Origin of the sequence: Kosakonia sp. R1.Fl, from assembly GCF_023516815.1 — a bacterium.
Lineage (GTDB): Bacteria > Pseudomonadota > Gammaproteobacteria > Enterobacterales > Enterobacteriaceae > Kosakonia.
In genome coordinates this window covers 451762-473726 of sequence record NZ_JAMGSQ010000001.1, presented here as the reverse complement: position 1 = coordinate 473726, position 21965 = coordinate 451762, and the positions used below count along the sequence as shown (strand labels likewise).

Below are 21965 nucleotides of genomic sequence, written 5' to 3'. Positions count from 1 at the left end.
TGGTAAAGTGATTCGCGGGTAAAGGCGAGGGAACAGAGGCAGACGAAGATGAGTGGGCGCATCGACTATCAGATTGAAAAATATAGTTTCACCGCAGTTGATGAAACGCCGCGTCTGGCGCGTCAGTGGGCAGATGTCATGGACGAGTGCCGCCAGACGCAGGCCGGGGCGCAGGAACGTTTACGCATTGCATTGTTGAATGTGGATTACGTTACCAGCCTGGAGTTACCTTTTCGTTTGTTGCTGGTTCGTGCACCGCAGCTTATTGACAGCCTGCGCGACGAGCTGCAAATCAGCCGCAAACCCGCCGTTATCAGCGGCAGCCGCTGGGGATGTACTTACAGTCTGAAAAGCGATTTAAGCGCTATCCCGGATGCCTTTAGCTACCGCTTTTCCAATCGTATTCGTCGCCTTGATCCCACCAACGTTACGGCTGCGCCGTACCAGCAAATCGCCAAAGAGGTTAAAGCCCCGCGCGAACGCCTGAAGCTGGCGCTGGAGACGGGTCTCCAGGTCACGGCGCTTGATGCGTTATTCTGGTTTGGCATTCAGCGGCTGGCCGCCGATGTGGCGAGACTCAGAAAGAAAGGGATGAGGATCAGCACCGCAGAAACGGATGTATTCGATAGCCTGACGGGCACAACGCGACGGGTACCGTATTATCAACTTGAACGGCGTTAAAGAAACTTTAGCGATAAATTAAAATACATTCAGGAATGCTTTCTGAAAATATTACGCGTCTTTATTACCGGCAATAATATTATCTGGAAAGTGTTATGTGCTAATTAGCTCATCAATTAATAACTTTGCGTATTAATGATTAATCAAAGTCCTTTATTTATTCCTAATCTTTAATATTCGATGTAAAAAGTGAAACGTTTTGGTTTATTGTTTCCGTGTTATGCGCAGGGAAAATTACGCGCAAATATCACAGAGCAATAAACAGAGAGGGAACGATGAGCGATAGCTTCCAGCGGGAGATACCGAAAGCGCGTATCAACCTGAAACTCGACCTGCATACGGGCGGAGCACAGAAAAAAACAGAATTACCTTTGAAATTACTGGTTACGGGTGATTTTAGTAACGGCAAGGAAACTGCATCTTTAAGCGAACGCGTTAAGGTTAATATTAATAAGGATAACTTTAATAGTGTTCTTTCTGATTATTCCCCAAAAGTTAACCTTGTGGTCGAAAATACACTGGTGGGTAATGGTAGCGAAGAGAATATCGGCTTGACGTTTCGCGATATGAAAGATTTCACGCCAGAAGAGGTTGCCCGCCAAATTCCCCAGCTCAAAGCTATGCTGTCAATGCGCAATCTGCTTCGCGATCTGAAAGCGAACTTACTCGATAATCAGACTTTCCGAAAGGAATTAGAAAAAATTCTTCTTAACCCCTCTCTCAGCGCAGAACTGCGTGATGAGCTCTCCTCTCTTGCGCCCAAACAGCCATAAATGCTGGCGAAGTTTTAACAGATGAATAAGGAATGTTGATGTCTGTACAAAATGAAAGTGTCGCCACAGGCGAAAGCGTTGTTTTACAAGGCACGCAAGCGGGAGGTGTCTACGCCTCTTTATTCGAAAAGATCAATCTGAACCCGGTAACAACGCTAAGCGCGCTGGATATCTGGCAGGATGCGCAGGCGATGTCAGATGCAACAGCCGATGAGCGTCTGACCGCAGGGATGCAGGTGTTCCTGGAATGCCTGACAAAATCCGGTTCGAAAATTGAAAAACTTGACCGCAATTTAATTGATCACCATATCGCAGAGCTGGATTACCAGATTAGCCGTCAACTGGATGCGGTGATGCACCATGAGGCCTTTCAGGCAGTAGAAAGTCTGTGGTGTGGGCTGAAATCACTGGTGGATAAAACCGATTTTCGCCAGAACGTCAAAATCGAACTGCTCGATCTCTCCAAAGACGATCTGCGCCAGGATTTTGAAGATAGCCCCGAAATTATCCAGAGCGGTTTATACAAACACACTTATATCGATGAATATGACACGCCGGGTGGCGAGCCCATTGCCGCGCTGATTTCCGCTTACGAGTTTGATGCTTCGGCGCAGGATGTCGCTTTGCTGCGCAACATTTCGAAAGTGTCTGCCGCAGCCCATATGCCGTTTATCGGCTCTGCGGGCCCGAAATTCTTCCTCAAGGATGCGATGGAGGACGTGGCGGCGATTAAAGATATTGGCAACTACTTTGACCGCGCGGAGTACATCAAGTGGAAATCCTTTCGCGAGACGGACGACGCCCGCTATATCGGTCTGGTGATGCCACGCGTACTTGGCCGCCTGCCATATGGACCGGACACCGTACCGGTACGAAGCTTTAACTATGTGGAGGAAGTGAAAGGTCCGGATCACGATAAATACCTGTGGACCAACGCCTCGTTCGCCTTTGCCGCCAATATGGTACGCAGCTTTATCAATAACGGTTGGTGTGTACAAATTCGTGGACCGCAGGCGGGTGGTGCAGTTCAGGATCTGCCTATTCACCTTTATGATCTCGGCACGGGCAACCAGGTAAAAATCCCCTCTGAAGTGATGATCCCGGAAACGCGTGAGTTCGAGTTCGCAAATCTCGGCTTTATCCCACTGTCGTATTACAAAAACCGTGATTACGCCTGCTTCTTCTCCGCAAACTCCACGCAGAAACCGGCGCTGTACGATACCACTGACGCAACCGCCAATAGCCGTATCAATGCGCGCCTGCCGTATATCTTCCTGCTCTCGCGTATTGCGCATTATCTGAAGCTTATTCAGCGTGAAAACATCGGTACGACCAAAGATCGCCGATTACTGGAACTGGAGCTGAACACCTGGGTGCGCAGCCTGGTCACCGAGATGACCGATCCGGGCGACGAGCTACAGGCTTCCCACCCGCTGCGTGATGCCAAAGTCGTGGTGGAAGATATTGACGACAACCCGGGATTTTTCCGCGTCAAACTCTATGCCATCCCGCATTTCCAGGTCGAAGGCATGGACGTCAATCTGTCACTGGTTTCCCAGATGCCGAAAGCCAAGTCATAAGGTAAGCCAGGAAGCTGATGAAAACGGAACAACCGTTATGGGGCAGGGGCATTATGGTTTCTCCCCAGCACTTCCAGCAACAGGCCGCGTATACGGCCTGGGCTGCGGAATGTATCGCCCAACTCGGCCTCGCTCACCCCTGGGGGGTGATTGATGCCACTTTTGAACTGGAAGCACTAAAGCTGGGTCGTCTGCAGAGCCGCCATCTGCATGTCCGCTTTCAGGACGGTACGCTGATTGATACAAACAATGCTGACGCTCTGCCATCTGCGCTGTCGCTTGAGGGCGAATCACATGAGGTCGTGGTGGTGCTGGCACTCCCGTTGTTGCGGGCCAATGGCGGCAATTGCCTGAAACCTGATGGTGTGGCAGAGCGCCCGGTGCGCTATCGCCAGCGTTGGCGAGATGTCCGCAATACTTTCGGGGACGACACTCGTCAGATTGCGGTGATGCAGCCAGAACTGACGCTGCGTTTTGACCATCAGAACAACAGCGATTACCTAACCTGCCCGGTCGTGCGTCTTCGGCTGGATTCTCAGGGCGTCTGGGTACTGGACGAAACCTTTCTCCCCCCACTCCTGGCCATTCAGGGCAGCCGCTGGCTGTTGAATCAGCTGGAACAGTTGATGACCCAGTTGCGTGCTCGTCTGAGCCGTCTGATGGCCATGCGTCGTGAAAGTAATGAACGGATGGCTGATTTCGCGGTGGCCGACGTATCTCTATTCTGGTTGCTCAATGCACTGAACAGTGCCGAGCCCGTGCTGGGACAGTTTCAGCGCAACCCGCAAAGCCCACCTGAGCGTCTGTATCCGGAGCTTACCCGCCTGGCAGGAAGCTTGTTGACGTTCTCGCTGGAGCATCAGGTGAGCGCTATTCCAGTCTGGCAGCACGAGCAACTGAATACGGTTTTCCCGCCGCTGTTTGACTTATTGAGTGATCTGCTGGAAGCCAGTCTGCCCTCGCGGGTGGTCTCGCTTGAATTTGAGTATGACGCACGTCTGCGCTTCTGGCAGGCCCGTCTGCATGACCCACGTCTGCGCGAAGGTGCTGATTACTACCTCTCTGTGCGTTCACCGATGCCGGTGGCGCAATTGCAGGAGCAGTTCCCGCGTCAGTGCAAAGTGGGCAGCCCGGATCATGTCCGGGGCATTGTTAACTCATCCCGGATAGGGGTTCCTCTGACGCCTTTGCGTCATGTTCCTGCTGCCATACCGCTGCGCCTGGAAAATCAGTATTTCAGCCTTGATATCTCTCATCCTCTGGCTGTGGAAATGCTCCAGAGTGGCTGCTGCATGTTTTATGTCCCGGGAATGCTCGGCGAACCTGAACTTGAACTCTTTGCGGTACTGAGAACATGAATGAGCGTAAACGCGGTGGCGCCGCGTCCATTGATATTGATGAGCTGCTGCAGGACACCTGGCTGCAAGTCATTAGCCTGCGTTACGGCCCGCAGTTTCAGGAAGGCGAAGGCCGGATGCTGTGGGAGCGCTGTATCGCTGATGTGGAGCGCGTACAGCGTCAGCTTAAAGCGAGCGAACTTGATGAGGCCAGCTGTCTGCATATTCTCACTGCGCAATGTGCGCTGCTTGATGAGGCAGTCAAAAGCCGCGGTGTGGATGATGACGCTTGCGTGCAGTGGTATGACATTCCTCTGCAGGGGTATTTTCTCGGCACCATGGATGCTGGCGACACGCTGTGTGACCGGATGCGCGATGTGCTGCATGAACAGACACCCAACCATGCCGTCGTGACCTGCTTCCAGCGGGTAATGATGCTGGGATTCCTCGGCAGTTTTCGCTCACTAAATGATCCGGAGCGTCAGAAGCTCGTCAGCGCACTCAGCAAACTTGTCACGCCCTTCAGCAATCCACCAACCCATCCTGTATTGGCGGAAAGTTTTGCTGGCTGGAGGAGGGGCGGCTGGCTGGCTTCGTGGCCTGTGTACATTTGCCTGAGTGTGATTGTGGTCGTGGCCATGTGGTGGGGGCTGAACCACTGGCTCGATCAACTGCTGATCTCCCTGTTGCCGGGGGGCGATAAATGAGTCCTGCTCAACGGTGCGGGCTCGCACTGTGGGCCGCCCTGCTAAGCGTCGTGGTCTGCCTGGTTTTTTTACCGGTGTCCAGGATGGTTGCTGTACTCGCTCTGCTGGCGATTCTGGGGGGGATTGCGGCGTTCTGGTTCGTCGCCAGCCGTCGTGCTGAATATGACGTCACCTCGTATCTGGATAACCTGCCGGACGCTACATACCGCCAGCCTGTGGTACTGGTTTGTGGCGATCTACCGCTGGCCTGGCCACAGCAGTCACAGGTACTAACCGTAACGCAGGGCTGCTGGATCCGCGTGGAGGATGACCAGGAGTTGGGACAGATGGTCCGCCAGGTACTATGGCAGCGCCCGACCTGGGGGCGCAAACTTTCGGTGATGGTCTGTGTCTGCCCGCAGAAGCATGCTGACAGCGAAGTGCTGACCAGTCGTCTGCTTGCCCTGCGCTGGCAAATCAGCCAATTGCGTAAGGAGACCGGGCATTCTGTACCGCTGGTGCTGAATGGCCAGATTGGCAGCGCGATCATGAGTGACACGCTGTGGCAGCTGGCGATTGCGGGTGAAGATGTTAGGGTCTGGCACGAGTCCTCCGGGCCCCGTTCGATTGCCGCATGGGTCAGCACCTGCGGCGCGCCTGCGATGCAGCAACAGGTGTTGATGAACAGCCTGATGAGCTGGTTTCATCAGCACGTTAGTGCAGTATTTATGGATGAGAACCCCGATGTCTCGCCCATTTCGCCCACTGCTGTTTTATGGGGCATGGGGCCCGTTCTTACCGGGAACCTGGCCTCTTCAGCCTGGACCGTGTGGTTATCTCGTCATACCGCCATGCAGCAAGTGGCTGGCTGGCAGCCGGTGGAGGCTGACAGTACGGAGACAACGCGGTTCCCGGATTTCGTTCTGCCGCTGTTACCTGAAGGGTGTGGATTAACCTCGCGGGACAAGGCCTTGCGGTGCGCGCTGAACCTTTTCACTCTTGCGGCTATTGCCGCCCTGCTCAGCAGCGGCTGGAATAATTGTCAGTTGCTCCACCACGTGAGCTTCGATATAGCCCATTACAACCAACTCTCCATGGTTGATTACGGCCCGAAAGCTGATGCCGTTGCGGTCCTGCTTGACGACGCGGCCCAACTGGATGGCTGGGCGCGTAATGGCGTACCAGCCCGGATGAGCCTTGGTTTGTATCAGGGGGAGCTGCTGCGTATTACGCTGCTGGAGGCAATTCGCTCGTATGTCCTGCCGCCATCACCCCCTGAATCTCAACCGAAAGCAGAACCGGTACCGAAAATTATCCGCCTCGACAGCATGTCGCTGTTCGACTCGGGTCAGTCTGACCTCAAGCCGGGCTCTACCAAACTGCTGGTCAACTCCCTGGTCGAAATCAAGGCCAAACCGGGCTGGCTGATTGTCGTGGCAGGGCATACCGATTACACCGGCAATCCTGGGCTTAACCAGACGCTCTCGATGAAACGTGCCGAAGCGGTACGTGACTGGATGCGTGACACCGGTGACGTACCGGAAAGCTGTTTTGCGGTGCAGGGTTATGGCGCAAGTCGCCCGATCGCAACCAACGACACCCCGGAAGGCCGCGCGCTCAACCGCCGTGTCGAAATCAGTCTGGTACCGCAGGTCGATGCCTGCCAGTTACCGGGCAAACCCTCAGCGTCATCACAGGATGATGGCGAATCACAACACAATGGAGAGTAATTCCATGGCAATTCCTGTTTATCTTTGGCTGAAAGACGACGGCGGTGCGGACATCAAAGGGTCTGTGGACGTCCAGGATCGCGAAGGCAGCATTGAAGTCGTTGCACAGCAGCACAACCTGTACATCCCGACTGACAACAACACCGGCAAGCTGACTGGTACCCGTATCCACACCCCATTCCTGTTCACTAAGGAAATCGATTCTTCCAGCCCGTACCTGTACAAGGCGGTGACGACCGGCCAGACCCTGAAGTCTGCGGAATTCAAGTGGTACAAAATCAACGACGCGGGCCAGGAAGTGGAGTACTTCAACACCAAACTGGAAAACGTGAAAGTGGTGAAAGTGAATCCGGTGATGCACGACATCAAAGACCCTTCTTACGAGAAGCACAACCACCTCGAGCAGATCGAACTGCGCTACGAAAAAATCACCTGGACCTACAAAGACGGCAACATCATTCATTCCGATTCCTGGAACGAACGCGCCACCGCGTAAGTCGCATGCGGACAGTCCCCCCTGTCCGCTTTTTCTTTTTTGCTGAATGTCTGCCGCCTCGGGCTTTCAGCAAAGAATCGCACAATTTGCCTGCCTGACCTGATGCGCTTTGGGTTCCTTGTCAAAAGGGAAAGCGATGGGCGGTAGCGTACCCGGCACAACCTAAGAGAGAAAAAATGGAAAACTCAGCCGCCCTGTTACGTCGCCTTAATCCTTACTGTGCCCGTGCGCTGGAAGGGGCGGCCTCCCTGTGTCAGACCCGCGCCCATGCGGAAATTTTGCCGGAACACTGGTTGCTGAAACTGCTGGAGCAGGGCGAAGGTGATCTCACAGTACTGGCGCGTCGCTACGAGTGGGATATGGACAGCATGTGGCAGGCGCTGCTGGGCTGGCTGGACAGGCTTCCGCGCTCGGTACGCAGCCGGCCACAGCTGGCGAACTCTCTCAACGCGTTGCTGAAACAGGCATGGATAATAGCATCGTTGCAGGGTGCAGAAAAAATCCGCAGCCTGCACCTGCTGATTGCGCTGGTTGAAAGCCCGACGCTGATTCATTGCGATGGTCTGTGGCCCCTGCTAACGCTGGGCCAGAACCAGCTTGTGCGTTTGCACCCGCTGCTGGATGCACAGTCTGACGAACGCCCGGAAGTGCAGCAGGAAGCAGAACTGGCCCAGATCCATGGCGGCGATGTGGAGTTTGTCGGGCGTCCTGTCGGCGCAGAAGCAAAAGAAGGTGAACTGAGCGCGGCGTTGCAGAACGCGCTGGATAAATTCACCCTTGATGTCACCGCCAAAGCGAAAGCGGGCAAAATCGACCCGGTGTTTGGTCGTGATACTGAAATCCGCCAGATGGTGGATATCCTCTCCCGACGTCGTAAAAACAACCCGATTCTGGTCGGCGAGCCCGGAGTCGGAAAAACTGCACTGGTCGAAGGCCTCGCGCTGCGCATTGCCGAAGGCAACGTGCCTGAATCGCTCAAACCTGTCGTTTTGCGTTCCCTCGATCTTGGGTTGTTGCAGGCGGGCGCAGGCGTGAAGGGCGAATTTGAACAGCGCCTGAAAAATGTTATCGACGCCGTGCAGCAGTCGCCGGTGCCAATTCTGCTGTTTATCGACGAGGCACATACCATCATTGGCGCAGGCAACCAGGCGGGTGGCGCGGATGCGGCCAACCTGCTGAAGCCGGCACTGGCGCGTGGCGAATTGCGTACTATCGCCGCCACTACCTGGTCTGAATACAAACAATACTTCGAGCGCGATGCCGCACTGGAACGCCGTTTCCAGATGGTAAAAGTGGACGAACCGGACGACGACACGGCCTGTCTGATGTTGCGCGGCCTGAAATCCCGCTACGCCGAACACCATAACGTGCATATCACTGACGATGCCGTGCGCGCCGCCGTCACGTTGTCGCGTCGCTATCTGACGGGTCGTCAACTGCCGGACAAAGCCGTTGACCTGCTCGATACCGCTAGCGCCCGCGTACGCATGAGCCTCGACACTGTGCCGGAACAACTGATTCACCTCCGCTCGCAAATTACAGCGCTGGAAATGGAGAAGCAGGCGCTACTGGAAGACATCGCCATCGGGAATCAGAACCTCGGTGAACGCCTGACGGCGATTGAGCAGGAAGACGTACATCTGACTGCTGAACTCGACGAACTGGAGACCCGGTACGATCAGGCGCTGAAACTCACCGAACAACTGCTGGCGAGCCGCCAGGATATCGCCCGTCAGAGTGAAACTCACATGCTGCAACAGGAACTGAGCGGCATGCAGCACAACAATCCGCTGCTCTCGGTTGATGTGGATGTACGTACCGTTGCTAACGTGATTGCTGACTGGACAGGTGTGCCACTCTCTTCGCTGATGAAAGACGAGCAGACCGAACTGCTGAACCTGGAAGATGAAATCGGCAAACGAGTGGTCGGGCAGGATGTGGCGCTCACTGCCATCGCGCAACGCCTGCGTGCGGCGAAAACAGGCCTTACTTCTGAAAACGGTCCGCAGGGCGTGTTCCTGCTGGTTGGCCCGAGCGGCGTGGGGAAAACCGAAACGGCGCTGGCGCTCGCCGATGTACTTTACGGCGGCGAAAGATCGCTGATTACCATTAACCTGTCCGAATACCAGGAGCCACACACGGTCTCTCAACTGAAAGGTTCGCCTCCGGGCTACGTCGGTTACGGTCAGGGCGGCATTCTGACCGAAGCGGTGCGTAAGCGCCCATATAGCGTGGTGCTGCTGGATGAAGTGGAGAAAGCCCACCGTGACGTGATGAACCTGTTCTACCAGGTGTTCGACCGTGGGTTTATGCGCGACGGCGAAGGCCGCGAAATCGACTTTCGCAACACCGTCATTCTGATGACCTCGAACCTCGGCAGCGACAATCTGACACAACTGCTGGACGAACAGCCGGAAGCCAGCGAAGGCGATCTGCATGAGTTGTTGCGCCCGACCCTGCGCGCCCATTTCCAGTCTGCGCTGCTCGCCCGCTTCCAGACGGTGATTTACCGTCCGCTGGCGCCAGCCGCGATGCGCACCATTGTCGAAATGAAACTCATCCAGGTGAGCAAACGCCTGCACCGCCATTACGGCCTGACCACACATATCGACGAGAGCCTGTATGACGCTCTGACATCCGCCTGCTTGCTACCTGATACCGGAGCGCGAAACGTCGACAGCTTACTCAACCAGCAAATTCTGCCGGTGCTGAGTCAGCAGTTGCTTACCCATATAGCCGCGAAGCAGAAGCCGCAGTCGTTACGCCTTAGCTGGAGTGAAGAAGAGGGGGTTGGAATGGAATTTGACCGACCACAAGGAGTGAACATATGAGTGCTAACCTTCCGTTAAGATTCAGTCATAACCACCACCTGTTGGCGGTGAAAGGATGTGAATCTGAGCTCGACGTACTGGCTTTTGAGGGCGACGAAGCCTTGAGCAAACCGTTCAGTTACCGCATCGAGTTCACCAGCGCCGACCACGCCATCAGCAAAGAGACGATGCTGATGAAAGCCAGCTCTCTGACGCTGCAGGCACCGGTTGATCAGGGCTATGGTATTAAAATACAGCAGCCGGTGCGGGTGATTCAGGGGGTGATCAGTGGCTTTGAACGCCTCAGCTCCTCGAAAGATGAAACCCACTATGCCGTGACACTCCAGCCGCGCCTGGCGCTGCTTGATCGCTCGCATCAGAATGCCATCTATCAGGACATGTCCGTCCCGCAAATCGTCGAAAAAATTCTGCGAGAACGCCACAACATGCGTGGGCAGGATTTTCTGTTCTCACTGAGCCAGGAGTACCCACGTCGTGAGCAGGTGATGCAGTACGGTGAGGACGACCTGCGCTTTATCAGCCGCCTTCTGGGCGAGGTTGGCATCTGGTTTCGTTTCACCACCGATACCCGTCTTAATATTGATGTGGTGGAGTTTTACGACAGCCAGCAGGGGTATGAGAAAGTCCTGTCCCTGCCATCGGTTCCTCCGTCAGGGCAACATTCGGAAGGCGTGGACTCGGTCTGGGGGATGGAGAGTCATCACAACGTAGTGCAAAAGCAGGTCAGTACCCGTGACTACAACTACCGTCAGGCCACGCAGGAGATGAACACACAAGTCGATGTGACCCGCAGGGATTCCACGACCTACGGCGATGCTTACCATTATGCCGATAACTATCTGACGCCCGGCGATAATTATGACCGCAACCCGGCACCGGAGTCCGGCACGTTCTATGCCCATCTGCGCCATGAGCGCTACCTGAATGGACAGACACAGACCCATGCTATCACCAGTTGTCCGACGCTTTCTCCGGGGCAGGTGCTGAAAGTCACCGGGGGCTATGAAGTGGCAGAGGTATTCAGCTTGGGCGTGGTCGTGACGGCAATGCACTGCCATGCTCGTCGTGATGAAGATTTTTGTATCCACTTTAGCGGCATTCCGGCTAGCACCGATTTTGGCTTCCGCCCTGAGCCCGGAGATCGTCCGCTAATGGCCGGTACGCTGCCGGCACGCATTACCAGTACCACTGACAATGATACTTACAGCCATATCGATAAAGATGGTCGCTACCGTGTCAACATGCTGTTTGACCGTGATAACTGGGAAACTGGGTTCGAGAGCTTGTGGGTACGTCTGGCCCGCCCGTATGCCGGGGATACCTACGGTCTGCACCTGCCCCTACTGGCTGGCACCGAAGTAGCAATTGGTTTTGAGGGGGGTAACCCGGACAGACCGTACATTGCAGGTGCGCTGCATGACTCCGCGCATCCGGACCACGTCACTATCCGCAACTACAAACGCAATGTTCTGCGCACACCGGCAAATAACAAAATTCGCCTCGACGATGAGCGCGGGAAAGAGCACATCAAGGTCAGCACGGAGTTCGGCGGTAAGAGTCAACTGAATCTCGGTCACCTTGTTGATAGCGAGAAACAGAAACGCGGAGAGGGTTTTGAACTCAGAACAGACCGCTGGGGAGCCATCCGCGCACAGAAAGGGATGTTTATCAGCGCTGATGGCCAGACGAAAGCACAAGGCCAGCAACTGGAGATGCGGTCGGCAGTCAGCAATCTGGGCGATGCCCGGGAGCAAATGACATCCATCTCCGATGACGCGCAGAAGGCGACCGCGAATCCGGCCGATCTCCAGGCGCAAATCAAACTGCTGGAACAGCAACTGACGGATCTCAAAAAATCGGTGCTACTGCTCAGTGCGCCGGATGGTATTGCTTTGACCAGTGGACAGCACTTGCAGGTGTCAGCCGGCCAGAACCTGATTGTCACGGCTGGTAAAAATGCAGACATCAGCGTGGTGAAAAATCTGTTCATCGGGGTTGGCAATGCCCTGAGCGTGTTTGTCCGTAAGTTGGGGATCAGGCTCATCGCGAACCAGGGGCCGGTGCAGCTACAGGTGCAGAACGACCTAATGGCTCTGCTTGCTCGTAAGGAAATTAGTATCGTCAGTACTGAAGATGAAATCAAAATCATTGCGAAGAAAAAGCTGACCCTGAATGGCGGTGGCAGTTACATCACTTTGGACGGTAATGCTATTGAATCTGCCACGTTGGGTGAGTACAGAACAAAAGCAGGACATTATGGCCGAAAGGCTAAAGCGAATAATAAAGAAGCTGTTCCTGCTTTAACTCCTGAGCAAAATACTCCATCTGGCAAGTTTACATTTTCATAGAGGGTTTAAAACATGATTATTAGTCCTCCATATTTAAGGCCTCATTCAAAAAATGAAAGTGATGATGGATGGGTGAGCAAAATGATACCCGTTGATGTTAGTCGTGGATTTCCGATTAACGGAAAGAAATCATGGCACGGCGGTGTGCATATAAAACATAATGATTCGAGTCATCCACCAGAGATGTTACGTGCGATAGCTGATGGAACTATAGTATTCATTAGAGAACCAGCCGAAAAAGAAAAAACCAAGAAAGAACCATTGAATTATAATGGTTACACAGACAATGGTTGCATTATTATAAAGCATGAAACTGAAATCGGTTCTGGAGAAAATTGTAAAGTCATGTTTTACTCAATGTATATGCATTTGAATTTCATATCGAATGCTCTTTTCGTTGGGAAAAATATTGGACGAAAAGATTCATTAGGTACAACCGGCATGGTCGATGGAGTGAATGCTACACATATGCAAATATATTGCGAAGACCAGTATATAGAAAAAATCACAGGGAGATCACAACCGCACCTTGATACATCAAAAAATGGAAGAGTTGATGTATGTTTTGGTGATATTCATTTTTACATCCCATCAGGAACCCCTTTCTATAATGGCAAAAGTATAGATGGTGTGACTGTTGTTGAAGAAAATACACCAACATACACTAATAACCGTGAGTTATTTTTAACAATTGAAACTAAAGGCGAGAAACGTACAATAACCACCAGGCAGAATGGGAAAGAAGATGGTCAGTTTGATATCGTTGGTGAACCTATTAATGATGCTAGTGGTTTGAATGAAAACAATATGTATGAATATGCCCTTAAAGGATATCCAGACTCCATTTCATCAGGGTATGAATTGCTCAGATTCGGCCGTGTTTTAAATTGTGAAAGCAAGCCCTTATCTGATAAAAGCAATAACTATTGGCTTGAGGTGAGTTATCCTGGCGGGCGTGGTTTCATAAATATCGCATCAGAATCCGTAAAAAAATATAGCGATGCAGATTTTCCTCATTGGATTGGGTGGGTTTTAGTAACTGATGATTCAGATATAGATAGTCAGTGTAATTCAAATGTTGTGATAAATTCAAAAGATGAATGCAGAAGCCGATTAATATGTAGATTCCCTTTTGAATGGGATCAAAATACGCTAGAACAGCGACTTGGTTGGTTGCAGGAGAAAAATGAAACTGTTGATCCTCCATTGGATAAAGACTCATGGGAGAAATTACTAGACCATGCTCGAGCTCTATGCATAAGTGGAGATGTCCCTAAAAATAGGGTATGGCATTTTGACCCCAGATCGTTTATTGCATTGTTTCGGAAATGTAATTGGCTTTCCGCAGAAGAGTTAGAAAAAGTCTATCCAGATAACCTCTATCCTCTTAAGGCGTTGGAAAAAATAGGTACGTCTCCAAAGGATATTAGAGAAAAATATAGAGAAATCATCAATCGCTGCCTTGAAAAATATTTCATAACAACTCCAACAAGAAAATCACATTTTTTTGGGCAAGGTGCAATTGAGTCAGGGATGTTATCACTAATGATTGAAGGGGCTGCCAGTTTTTCACGAAACCCTACCCATTCAAGTTTTTCTTCAGAAAAAAATGGATACTATAACCCTCTTCCTGGTGGCTATCTTGATTATCTGAATGGGCGACTTGGAAATATTGAGCCAGGAGATGGTCCGAAATTTAGAGGCAGAGGGATGAAACAGCTTACAGGCCGCGAAAACTACAGTAAATACTGGGGGTATAGGGGATGGATTGACTTAGAAAAATACCCTATGAACTACAAGGGGTTTATAAATGGATGGTGGAGGCCCGTTAATTTAATTAAAGCTCCTGCCATAGCTGACCCACAGCTTCTATCAATTTCTCCATATAACTGTATTGACGCTGGTGCTTGGTACTGGATTGCCGGTGCTCGCACCGCTGGATTTCGCCCAATAAATGCGAAAATAGTGGAGTTGGATGTTTCACACGAACATTCTAAAATTGTAACCAAAGCTATTAATGGTGCGTATACCGACGAAGAACGCAGATGGAAAGAAACAATTAGAATCTCTCATATATTGATGGACTAATAAATGAATCTGAGTATTGCAACAATTGCCGGTTTTTTTATTTCATTTAATGCATATGCATCAGGCGTTACATTAAATGGAAATGATTCTGTAAGTATTGACATTAACAATCACACAAAAAATTTAACGTTTGACACTGTTATAAATGGCTATAGTGTTAATTGTAGTGGTGATGAATTAATTCTTTGGGGTAAGCCGAAAGTAATTAATGAGGGAAACCCCCAAGATACAAATGTGATTCTAGTAGATTTACAACAAGGGTACAAAAAGATTGAAAAAGTTGTGAGTGAAGGTGTCTTTGACGTTGATTTTATAAAAGGAAAGGATTACGCCTATATCGGAACCAATCAGGGTTTACTTTTTAATCTTACAAGTGGAAAGCTAAAACCAGTAGGGCCAAGATTTGATCCTGCGGATGATAAGAATTTTGAAGCGTGTAAGAAAAATAGTTCGTGGGAATTTAATAGATACCCTTAGGGTTAGCATAGCTAATAGGTTGAGAGAAATTATGATTATGTCATCAAGGAGTTAGCTTGAGGATTGTTAAATTGCTGATAATATTGATAGCGTCGCCGTTTTACTCAGTTTTTTCAGTGTATTCTTTTGTAAAAGGTATTCCCCAGAAAACGGATATGGATTTCATACGACATTATGAAGTGTGGAATGAAGTAGCCACTCGGAATTTAAGTGAAGATACTGGGTTCCATGCAAAAGATGAATGCGTTAAATTGCTTAAAAATATTGTACTTAATCTTCTGATAGAGTCTGCTCTGATATGTTTGGGGAAAATTCTCAATAACTTCAGAGTAGTGCAATAATTATTGGCTCTAAGAATAGCGTGCGGGGAGTAGTGATAAAGAACGAAATACCTTCAAGGTATCGGTGATACAGGCACCAACATTGACCCTTTTGAATATCATTTTGTATTTGTAGGGGGTAACTATTTAATAGGCGAGGTATATCAATTGTCTAAGTCTAAAACTAAAGTGAAAGCCTTATAGTTACAAGAATCTCAATTCGAAGAATTCACTTTTTTGAAAGGCAACATTAGCGTTTACATATTTAATTTTCTGATTTTTATCATAATTAGCTGACTGGATAATTATGTTTTATTCCCTTAAGCATCTTCCTGAATGTTATCCGCGACCAGTTCCACCCAAAATATCACGTTGGTTTGCTGTCCTGGCGGCAATGTTGATTATTAGCGTGATCTTCATGCGTATATTCGGACGCTACATTGATACCAGGCACTTTGGGTTAATTACCATTGGCTCGCCTGTCGTTGTATGGATTGTGAGTTTCAGTATTCGCGCGTGGGCCTGGTCATTACAGGACAGTAAAGCGAATGGTTTTGACCGGCGTCGGGAGCAATGGATCTTAAGTGAGACCCGTAGGGCACGCCGTGCGCTTCAGGTGTTGAATACGACATTTATTACTGCCCATCAGGAAGATGAACAAGCTTCTGTTGCCGTTGAAATGCTCAATAATCAGAGCATTATCATTGCTCAGTCGGACTGGAAAGAAGAGAAAAGCAAGCGGCTGAGCCGTATTACGACTGATCCAGACGATACCCCTGAATTGGTCGCCTTACGTCTGTTCTCAGAACTTATTGCTGATCTGCCAGTTGGCCAGTTCCCAGAAAATACCTCGCTGGTAGTCATTCTTGATATCTCGTCATCTCTCTCATTCTCTGCGGTTAAAAATATTTGGCAGAAAGCCTGGCTAGAGAGTGGCATAACCTGGGCTGTTGAGTATGTAGACAGCACTGGGCCGGAGGTCGTCAGCCTCTGGCTGGATCACCGCATTAAAGATGAGGCGATGTTATTAATTGTTGGTCTCCAGATTGATCCGGTTGTTTCAAACAATACTGCTGAAGCAGTCGTTGCTCTGCTTCTTGGCAACCGCCTGACACAAGATGCACTCGAACCTCTCGCTTGGCTGCATCGGCCAGATGCCGCCCCAGCAGGTGAACTGAGCGAGGGGATGTACATGGCTGCTTATAACGTCCCGCTCAAAGAAAATAGCGTGAAAAATTTATGGCTTGCCGGTCTGACTGGTGAGCAGCGCGCAGAAGTGATCGTGTGTCAGAATGCACATCCTGCGCAGTCTGTAGAGGACGAAGGCGTCATTTCACTCGATACATCCATGGGACATGCCGGAGCTGCAGCTCCCTGGCTGGCCATCGCTGCCGCCACTGAAATCGCCCGACAAACACAGTCACCACAGATGATCATCTGCGGTGATACCACACAGAATGTGCTGTGGAGCACGCTCATTACCCCGATTGCTTCCCGACAGGAGATGGATCCGTGAAGCTACCTTTAGCACCGAAGACTACGGAAGGACGCTATCTTGTTGTCGCATTCATTTTCTTTTTGCTGTTAGCCGTTATGACGTTCATGGTCTGGATGCACCCGGATATAGCCGGGATTGAAGACGGTAGTCAGCAGCAAATTTACTGGCTTATCGCCGGCGGATGTATTTCAGGGGGTGCCCTTATCGTATCAGTGATGCTCCTGGCCGCGGTACGTAGTGCCGGCAAGCAGGAGTTTAATGCGCTTGTCGACAACACCAGCGGTGATGATGAGAAAAAGAAACGGGAAAATGATAAAGCGCCTGTTCACCCGGCGGTGGCCATGTGTAACAAGATTCGGGGGCATCTCCGCTCCCGTATTGGCCTTTACTGGCGTCGTAAAACCCGTCTGTTGTTAATCACTGGCGATGAGGCGGCAATCGAAAAACTGGTACCTGGCCTGCAGGAAAACCAGTGGCTTGAAGGCAACTGTACCGTTCTGATTTACGGCGGCAGCCTGACTGCTGAACCGGATAAGGAAAAATACACCGCACTGCGTAAACTGAGTCCTGGACGCCCACTGGACGGTATTGTTCGCGTCATACCACAGTCGCTTAATCTGACCCCACAAACCAGTGACAACGATTTACGCGGACTGGAAAAAATCGGCGAGTTGCTTCGTTTTTCCGCACCGGTCTGGCTGTGGCAGTTGTGCGATAGCAAGTGGTCGCAGACTAAACGCACTGAACAAACGGTAGGGGTCAGTTTCCCGCTGCGTGCGAAAGCCGAAAATATTACCCGCCAGCTTGAATTGATGCTGCCGACCCTGCGGACGCAGGGGGTGAGTCAGGTCGCTGAGAGCAACAGTCACGACTTCCTGCTGCGTCTGGGGCAGCACCTCAAAGACGGCGGTATTGCCCGCTGGGCTCAGCAACTGGTGCCATGGTTGTCTGGTTCCCAGCAGCGCGTTCCGCTGCGTGGCCTGATGTTCAGTCTGCCGGAGAATCAACCCGCTGATCCATTAGAGGGAACAACCAGCTCCGCATCTGCCGCGAAATATATCCCAGAATCGCAACGCCATGCGCTGACCCTGCCGGTTACCTGGCAGGGTATCGTTGACGGCTGCACCCGAGTACGTGGTCGCCGAGTCGGTTTGGCGTGGGAACAGACGTTTGCCTGGGCGCTGATGACCTTTATCGGTATCTGGGGAGCGGGAATGCTGCTGTCGTTTGCGTTAAATCGCCTGCAGATAGTCTCTGTTGCTGAACAAGCCCATGCCCTGGTGGAGCATCCTTCCGTATTGGATTACCAACTGACGGCTCTACATGCCCTGCGAAATGATGCTGGTCGCCTACAGCACCGTATTCAGGATGGTGCGCCATGGTATCAGCGCTTTGGTCTGAACCATAACCAGCAGTTGCTCGACGCGATGCTGCCCTTGTACGGCGTGGCGAACAATCGCCTGATACGCGACCCGGCAAATGCCGCCCTGGCGCAGAAACTCAGCGCTTTGGCAGGCACTCCTCCCGACAGCGGCCAGCGTGCTCAACTGGCGAAACCGGGCTATGACCAGTTGAAAGCGTGGCTGATGATGGCCCGTCCGGATAAAGCCGATGGCGCGTATTACGCGCAGACTATGAAAACCGTGCAGCCGACGCGGATGGGCATCTCAACCGACCTGTGGCAAAGCCTGTCGCCGGATTTATGGGCCTTCTACATTTCCGAACTGCCAAAGCAGCCCCAGTGGAAAATCACGCCGGATGCGCAACTGGTCAGCCAGAGCCGGCAGATACTGTTGCAGCAGATTGGCCGCCGCAACGCTGAAAGTACGCTTTATGAGAACATGCTCAAATCCGTGCGTCGTAATTTCGCCGATGTGTCTCTGGAAGACATGACTGGTAGCACCGATGCGCGCCGTCTGTTTACTACAGATGAAGTGGTTCCGGGTATGTTCACCCGCCAGGCATGGGAAGGGGAAATTCGGCAGGCCATTGAAAAGGCGGCCAACTCGCGGCGGGATGAAATCGACTGGGTGCTGAGCGACAGTCGAAAAAACGTACCCTCAACTCTGTCAGCGGAAGCACTGAAAGGGCGTCTGACGCAACGTTACTTCACCGACTTTGCCGGTAGCTGGCTGAATTTCCTCAATAGCCTGCGACTTAATCCGGCGAACAACATTGCGGACGTCACTGACCAACTGACCCTGATGAGTGATGTACGCCAGTCGCCATTGGTTGCCCTGATGAATACCATTGCCTGGCAGGGTCAGACCGGGCAGCAGAATGAAGCTCTTTCGGACTCCATCATCAGATCGGCCAAAGATCTGGTGGGCGAAAAAGACAAACCCGCCATTGACCAGTCAGCGTCAGGCCAGCAGGGACCACTGGATGAATCCTTTGGACCATTGCTTACACTGATGGGCAAAGACAAGGGCGGTAATATGGTGTCGGCGGATGACATGCTGAGCCTGCAGACTTACCTGACCCGCATCACCCGCGTGCGTCTGCGCCTGCAACAGGTGGCCAGCGCCTCTGACCCGCAGGAAATGATGCAAACCCTGGCGCAGACCGTGTTCCAGGGCAAAAGCGTGGATCTGACCGACACCCAGCAGTACGGCAGTCTGATTTCGGCAAGCCTTGGCGAAGAGTGGAGCGGTTTTGGTAGTACGATGTTCGTGCAGCCATTGACTCAGGCCTGGGAGACGGTACTTCAGCCGTCGGCGGCAAGCCTCAACGACAAATGGAGCCGTTCGGTTGTCGCCAACTGGCATACCGCTTTTGACGGGCGCTTCCCGTTTGCGGCGAGTAAAAGTGATGCCTCTCTGCCGATGCTGGCTGAATTTGTGCGCAAGGACAGCGGACGTATTGAGCGCTTCCTGACGACAGAGCTCAGCGGTGTACTGCACAAAGAGGGCAGCCAGTGGGTACCGGATAAAGTCAACAGCCAGGGGCTGAGCTTTAACCCGGCCTTCCTGCGGGCGATTAATCAGCTGAGTCAGTTGTCGGACATTCTGTTTACTGATGGAAGCCTGGGCATCAGCTTTGAACTGCAGGCGCGTCCTGTATCGCAGGTGGTGGAAACCCAGCTGACCATTGATGGACAAAAGCTGCACTATTTCAACCAGATGGCCGACTGGCAGAGCTTCCGCTGGCCGGGAGACACTTACAAGCCGGGGACTATGCTGACCTGGGCTACTGTCAACGCCGGCGCGCGCCTGTTCGGAGACTACAGCGGGAGCTGGGGCTTCATTCGCTGGCTGGACCAGGGTAAACATCAGCAGCTTGACCACAGTCAGTGGATGATGAGCTTTACCGCCCCGGACGGTCGAACCCTGCCGTGGGTGCTGCGCTCACAACTCGGAAAAGGTCCACTGGCGCTGCTGGATCTGCGCGGTTTCACGCTGCCGGAGCAGATATTCAGTGTCGACAGCGCGGCCACCGCTCAGGCGCTAATGGTCAACACCGGAAACAGTGACATGGATGGAGTCGAATAATGAGCACTCTGCAGAATCTGGTTGCCGCCTGCCAGGCTGATGAAACTCAGTTACGGCAACAGGCGCAGGCACGCATGGAAAACTGGCAACCCTGGCTTGCTCTGGTCAGCGATACCAGTCCGACTGGAGAAGACCCAGGATATGACGATGATTTTCAGCGCATCCGGGAGGAGGTCAATAAACTTTCCGGCATCGATACCGTGCTGATTTGCACGCTTGCCGAAAAACTGCTGACTACTACTGCCAAAGATATCCGGATTGTCACCTATTACTGCTGGGCGCGTCTGCATAAGGACGGGGAAACCGGCTTTGCCGAAGGGCTTGAGCTGCTGGCGGGATTGCTTCAGCGCTATGGAACGCAACTTCATCCGCAGCGCGAGCGAAGCCGTAAACCGGCGCTGGAGTGGCTCGCAGGCTCCCGTGTTCTCGACAGCCTGTCACTCTGGCCGGAAGTGGTTCGCGAGGATGCGTTGCGCACTGTCGGCGCGTTGCTGCTGATCCGCGACAGCCTGGAGGCGGAGCCGGAAGCGTTACAGCCAGGTCTGAATACGCTTTATAGAGCACTGGAGTCCCGATTGATGAAAGGCGGCGGCGTTGATGCGGTTGTACCGCAGAACGCCAGCAGTCAGACACGCGCGCAGCCGCCATCTCACACGACAGAACAGGATGCGCCAGTGCTGAGCCGCATCACGTCCGGTCAGGATTTGCTGGCCCAGTCCCGCACCCTAACGGGGTACCTGCGTGAGCAACCCGATGGCTGGCTTGCCGCACATCGGCTGATGAAAAGCCTGCGCCATGACACGCTGAGCGCTATTCCGGCTCCGGATGCCGAAGGGAAAACGCGCATTGAACCGCCACGGGCTGATCAGCGGGCCATGCTCAAACGCCTGTACCTGCAGCAGAGCTGGCTGGAGATTCTGGAGCAGGCGGACAGCACTTTCTCGCGTGGCGCTAATCACCTCTGGTTGGATTTGCAGTGGTATATCCACCAGGCCCTGGTGAAATCGGGGCAGGATGTGCTGGCCGACATCATTATCGCCGACCTGAAAGGGCTGCTGCGCCGTCTTACCGGGCTTGAAATCCTGGCCTTTAATGACGGGACGCCATTTGCCGATGAGGTAACACTGAACTGGATAAATCAGAGTGTGCTGGACGAAATTTCCGGCTGGTGTGATGAGCCGGTCAGTTTCGTCAGTGGGACGGATAACGATATCCTTGCACTCGAGCCGGAAGCGCTGGATAAAGCGGACACTGACGGTCTGGATGCCACACTTCAATGGCTGCAGACACGCCCGGGCACCGACTCGATAAAAGACAAATGGTTACTGCGTTTACTGATGGCTCGCGTGGCCGAGCAGAAGGGCAAAAATGAACTGGCCCTGCATTTGCTGGGGGAACTCGATGGGGCTGCACAGTCCATCACCCTCACGCAGTGGACTCCGGCACTGTTATTCGAAGTCAAATCGCGCCGCCTCAAATTGCTGCGCATGAAAGCCGCCCGCAGTGAAACCGATAAATCGCGGTTACAGCCAGAGATGGAGCAACTTCTGGCAGGTCTGATTGCGCTCGATCCGGCAGGCAGTGCGGTGCTTTGCGGGTAAACAGAACTGAATTTAGCAAAAAGGGAAG

Annotated in this window: 14 protein-coding genes; all 14 read left to right on the top strand. The window is 52.4% G+C overall.

What is annotated here, in order from left to right:
* The first annotated feature begins 48 nt into the window (after window positions 1-48).
* The 14 genes from M8Q36_RS02195 to tssA all read left to right on the top strand — a co-directional run bounded on the left by M8Q36_RS02195 (window position 49) and on the right by tssA (window position 21937).
* A complete protein-coding gene (locus M8Q36_RS02195) occupies window positions 49-681 on the top strand; it encodes an ECs1377 family protein (protein WP_249879892.1) in 633 nt (210 codons plus the stop codon).
* Window positions 682-956: 275 nt separating this feature from the next.
* Complete coding sequence (gene tssB, locus M8Q36_RS02190) at window positions 957-1454, top strand: type VI secretion system contractile sheath small subunit (RefSeq protein ID WP_249879891.1); 498 nt, start codon at window positions 957-959, stop codon at window positions 1452-1454.
* Window positions 1455-1486: 32 nt separating this feature from the next.
* Entirely contained in the window at window positions 1487-3034 is a 1548-nt protein-coding gene (gene tssC, locus M8Q36_RS02185) for a type VI secretion system contractile sheath large subunit (protein ID WP_249879890.1), read from the top strand.
* 14 nt (window positions 3035-3048) lie between these two features.
* Window positions 3049-4392 (top strand): type VI secretion system baseplate subunit TssK, encoded by a 1344-nt coding sequence (tssK, locus tag M8Q36_RS02180; RefSeq protein WP_249882711.1) that lies wholly within the window; start codon window positions 3049-3051, stop codon window positions 4390-4392.
* Entirely contained in the window at window positions 4389-5078 is a 690-nt protein-coding gene (tssL, locus tag M8Q36_RS02175; RefSeq protein WP_249879889.1) for a type VI secretion system protein TssL, short form, read from the top strand. The genes tssK and tssL overlap by 4 nt, the downstream gene beginning before the upstream one ends.
* The gene (locus M8Q36_RS02170) at window positions 5075-6787 is read left to right on the top strand and encodes an OmpA family protein (RefSeq protein ID WP_249879888.1); all 1713 of its coding nucleotides are present in this window, start codon (window positions 5075-5077) and stop codon (window positions 6785-6787) included. The genes tssL and M8Q36_RS02170 overlap by 4 nt, the downstream gene beginning before the upstream one ends.
* 4 nt (window positions 6788-6791) lie before the next feature.
* On the top strand, window positions 6792-7283 hold the full coding sequence (gene hcp / locus M8Q36_RS02165) for a type VI secretion system effector Hcp (protein WP_017457535.1): 492 nt from the start codon (window positions 6792-6794) through the stop codon (window positions 7281-7283).
* Between the two features lie 176 nt (window positions 7284-7459).
* On the top strand, window positions 7460-10114 hold the full coding sequence (tssH, locus tag M8Q36_RS02160; RefSeq protein ID WP_249879886.1) for a type VI secretion system ATPase TssH: 2655 nt from the start codon (window positions 7460-7462) through the stop codon (window positions 10112-10114).
* Complete coding sequence (locus M8Q36_RS02155; protein WP_249879884.1) at window positions 10111-12462, top strand: type VI secretion system Vgr family protein; 2352 nt, start codon at window positions 10111-10113, stop codon at window positions 12460-12462. The genes tssH and M8Q36_RS02155 overlap by 4 nt, the downstream gene beginning before the upstream one ends.
* Window positions 12463-12474: 12 nt before the next feature.
* Window positions 12475-14550 carry a M23 family metallopeptidase gene (locus M8Q36_RS02150; protein WP_249879883.1) on the top strand — a complete coding sequence of 692 codons (2076 nt, stop codon included), beginning with the start codon at window positions 12475-12477 and terminating at the stop codon, window positions 14548-14550.
* 3 nt (window positions 14551-14553) lie between these two features.
* On the top strand, window positions 14554-15027 hold the full coding sequence (locus M8Q36_RS02145; RefSeq protein WP_249879882.1) for a hypothetical protein: 474 nt from the start codon (window positions 14554-14556) through the stop codon (window positions 15025-15027).
* A gap of 627 nt (window positions 15028-15654) precedes the next feature.
* Window positions 15655-16863, top strand: coding sequence for a KPHS_23130 family T6SS system protein (locus M8Q36_RS02140; protein ID WP_249879881.1), 1209 nt, complete (start codon window positions 15655-15657; stop codon window positions 16861-16863).
* On the top strand, window positions 16860-20336 hold the full coding sequence (locus M8Q36_RS02135; protein WP_249879880.1) for an ImcF-related family protein: 3477 nt from the start codon (window positions 16860-16862) through the stop codon (window positions 20334-20336). The genes M8Q36_RS02140 and M8Q36_RS02135 overlap by 4 nt, the downstream gene beginning before the upstream one ends.
* On the top strand, window positions 20336-21937 hold the full coding sequence (gene tssA, locus M8Q36_RS02130; protein ID WP_249879879.1) for a type VI secretion system protein TssA: 1602 nt from the start codon (window positions 20336-20338) through the stop codon (window positions 21935-21937). Before M8Q36_RS02135 ends, tssA begins: the two co-directional genes overlap by 1 nt.
* Window positions 21938-21965 lie beyond the last annotated feature (28 nt).

What these genes read in the sequence shown, in the direction of transcription:
- M8Q36_RS02155 (WP_249879884.1), top strand. Translation starts at nt 10,111, where the DNA reads ATGAGTGCTAACCTTCCGTTAAGATTCAGTCATAACCACCACCTGTTG.
- tssB (WP_249879891.1), top strand. Translation starts at nt 957, where the DNA reads ATGAGCGATAGCTTCCAGCGGGAGATACCGAAAGCGCGTATCAACCTG.
- tssL (WP_249879889.1), top strand. Translation starts at nt 4,389, where the DNA reads ATGAATGAGCGTAAACGCGGTGGCGCCGCGTCCATTGATATTGATGAG.
- hcp (WP_017457535.1), top strand. Translation starts at nt 6,792, where the DNA reads ATGGCAATTCCTGTTTATCTTTGGCTGAAAGACGACGGCGGTGCGGAC.
- tssA (WP_249879879.1), top strand. Translation starts at nt 20,336, where the DNA reads ATGAGCACTCTGCAGAATCTGGTTGCCGCCTGCCAGGCTGATGAAACT.
- tssH (WP_249879886.1), top strand. Translation starts at nt 7,460, where the DNA reads ATGGAAAACTCAGCCGCCCTGTTACGTCGCCTTAATCCTTACTGTGCC.
- M8Q36_RS02145 (WP_249879882.1), top strand. Translation starts at nt 14,554, where the DNA reads ATGAATCTGAGTATTGCAACAATTGCCGGTTTTTTTATTTCATTTAAT.
- M8Q36_RS02150 (WP_249879883.1), top strand. Translation starts at nt 12,475, where the DNA reads ATGATTATTAGTCCTCCATATTTAAGGCCTCATTCAAAAAATGAAAGT.
- tssC (WP_249879890.1), top strand. Translation starts at nt 1,487, where the DNA reads ATGTTGATGTCTGTACAAAATGAAAGTGTCGCCACAGGCGAAAGCGTT.
- M8Q36_RS02140 (WP_249879881.1), top strand. Translation starts at nt 15,655, where the DNA reads ATGTTTTATTCCCTTAAGCATCTTCCTGAATGTTATCCGCGACCAGTT.
- M8Q36_RS02170 (WP_249879888.1), top strand. Translation starts at nt 5,075, where the DNA reads ATGAGTCCTGCTCAACGGTGCGGGCTCGCACTGTGGGCCGCCCTGCTA.
- M8Q36_RS02195 (WP_249879892.1), top strand. Translation starts at nt 49, where the DNA reads ATGAGTGGGCGCATCGACTATCAGATTGAAAAATATAGTTTCACCGCA.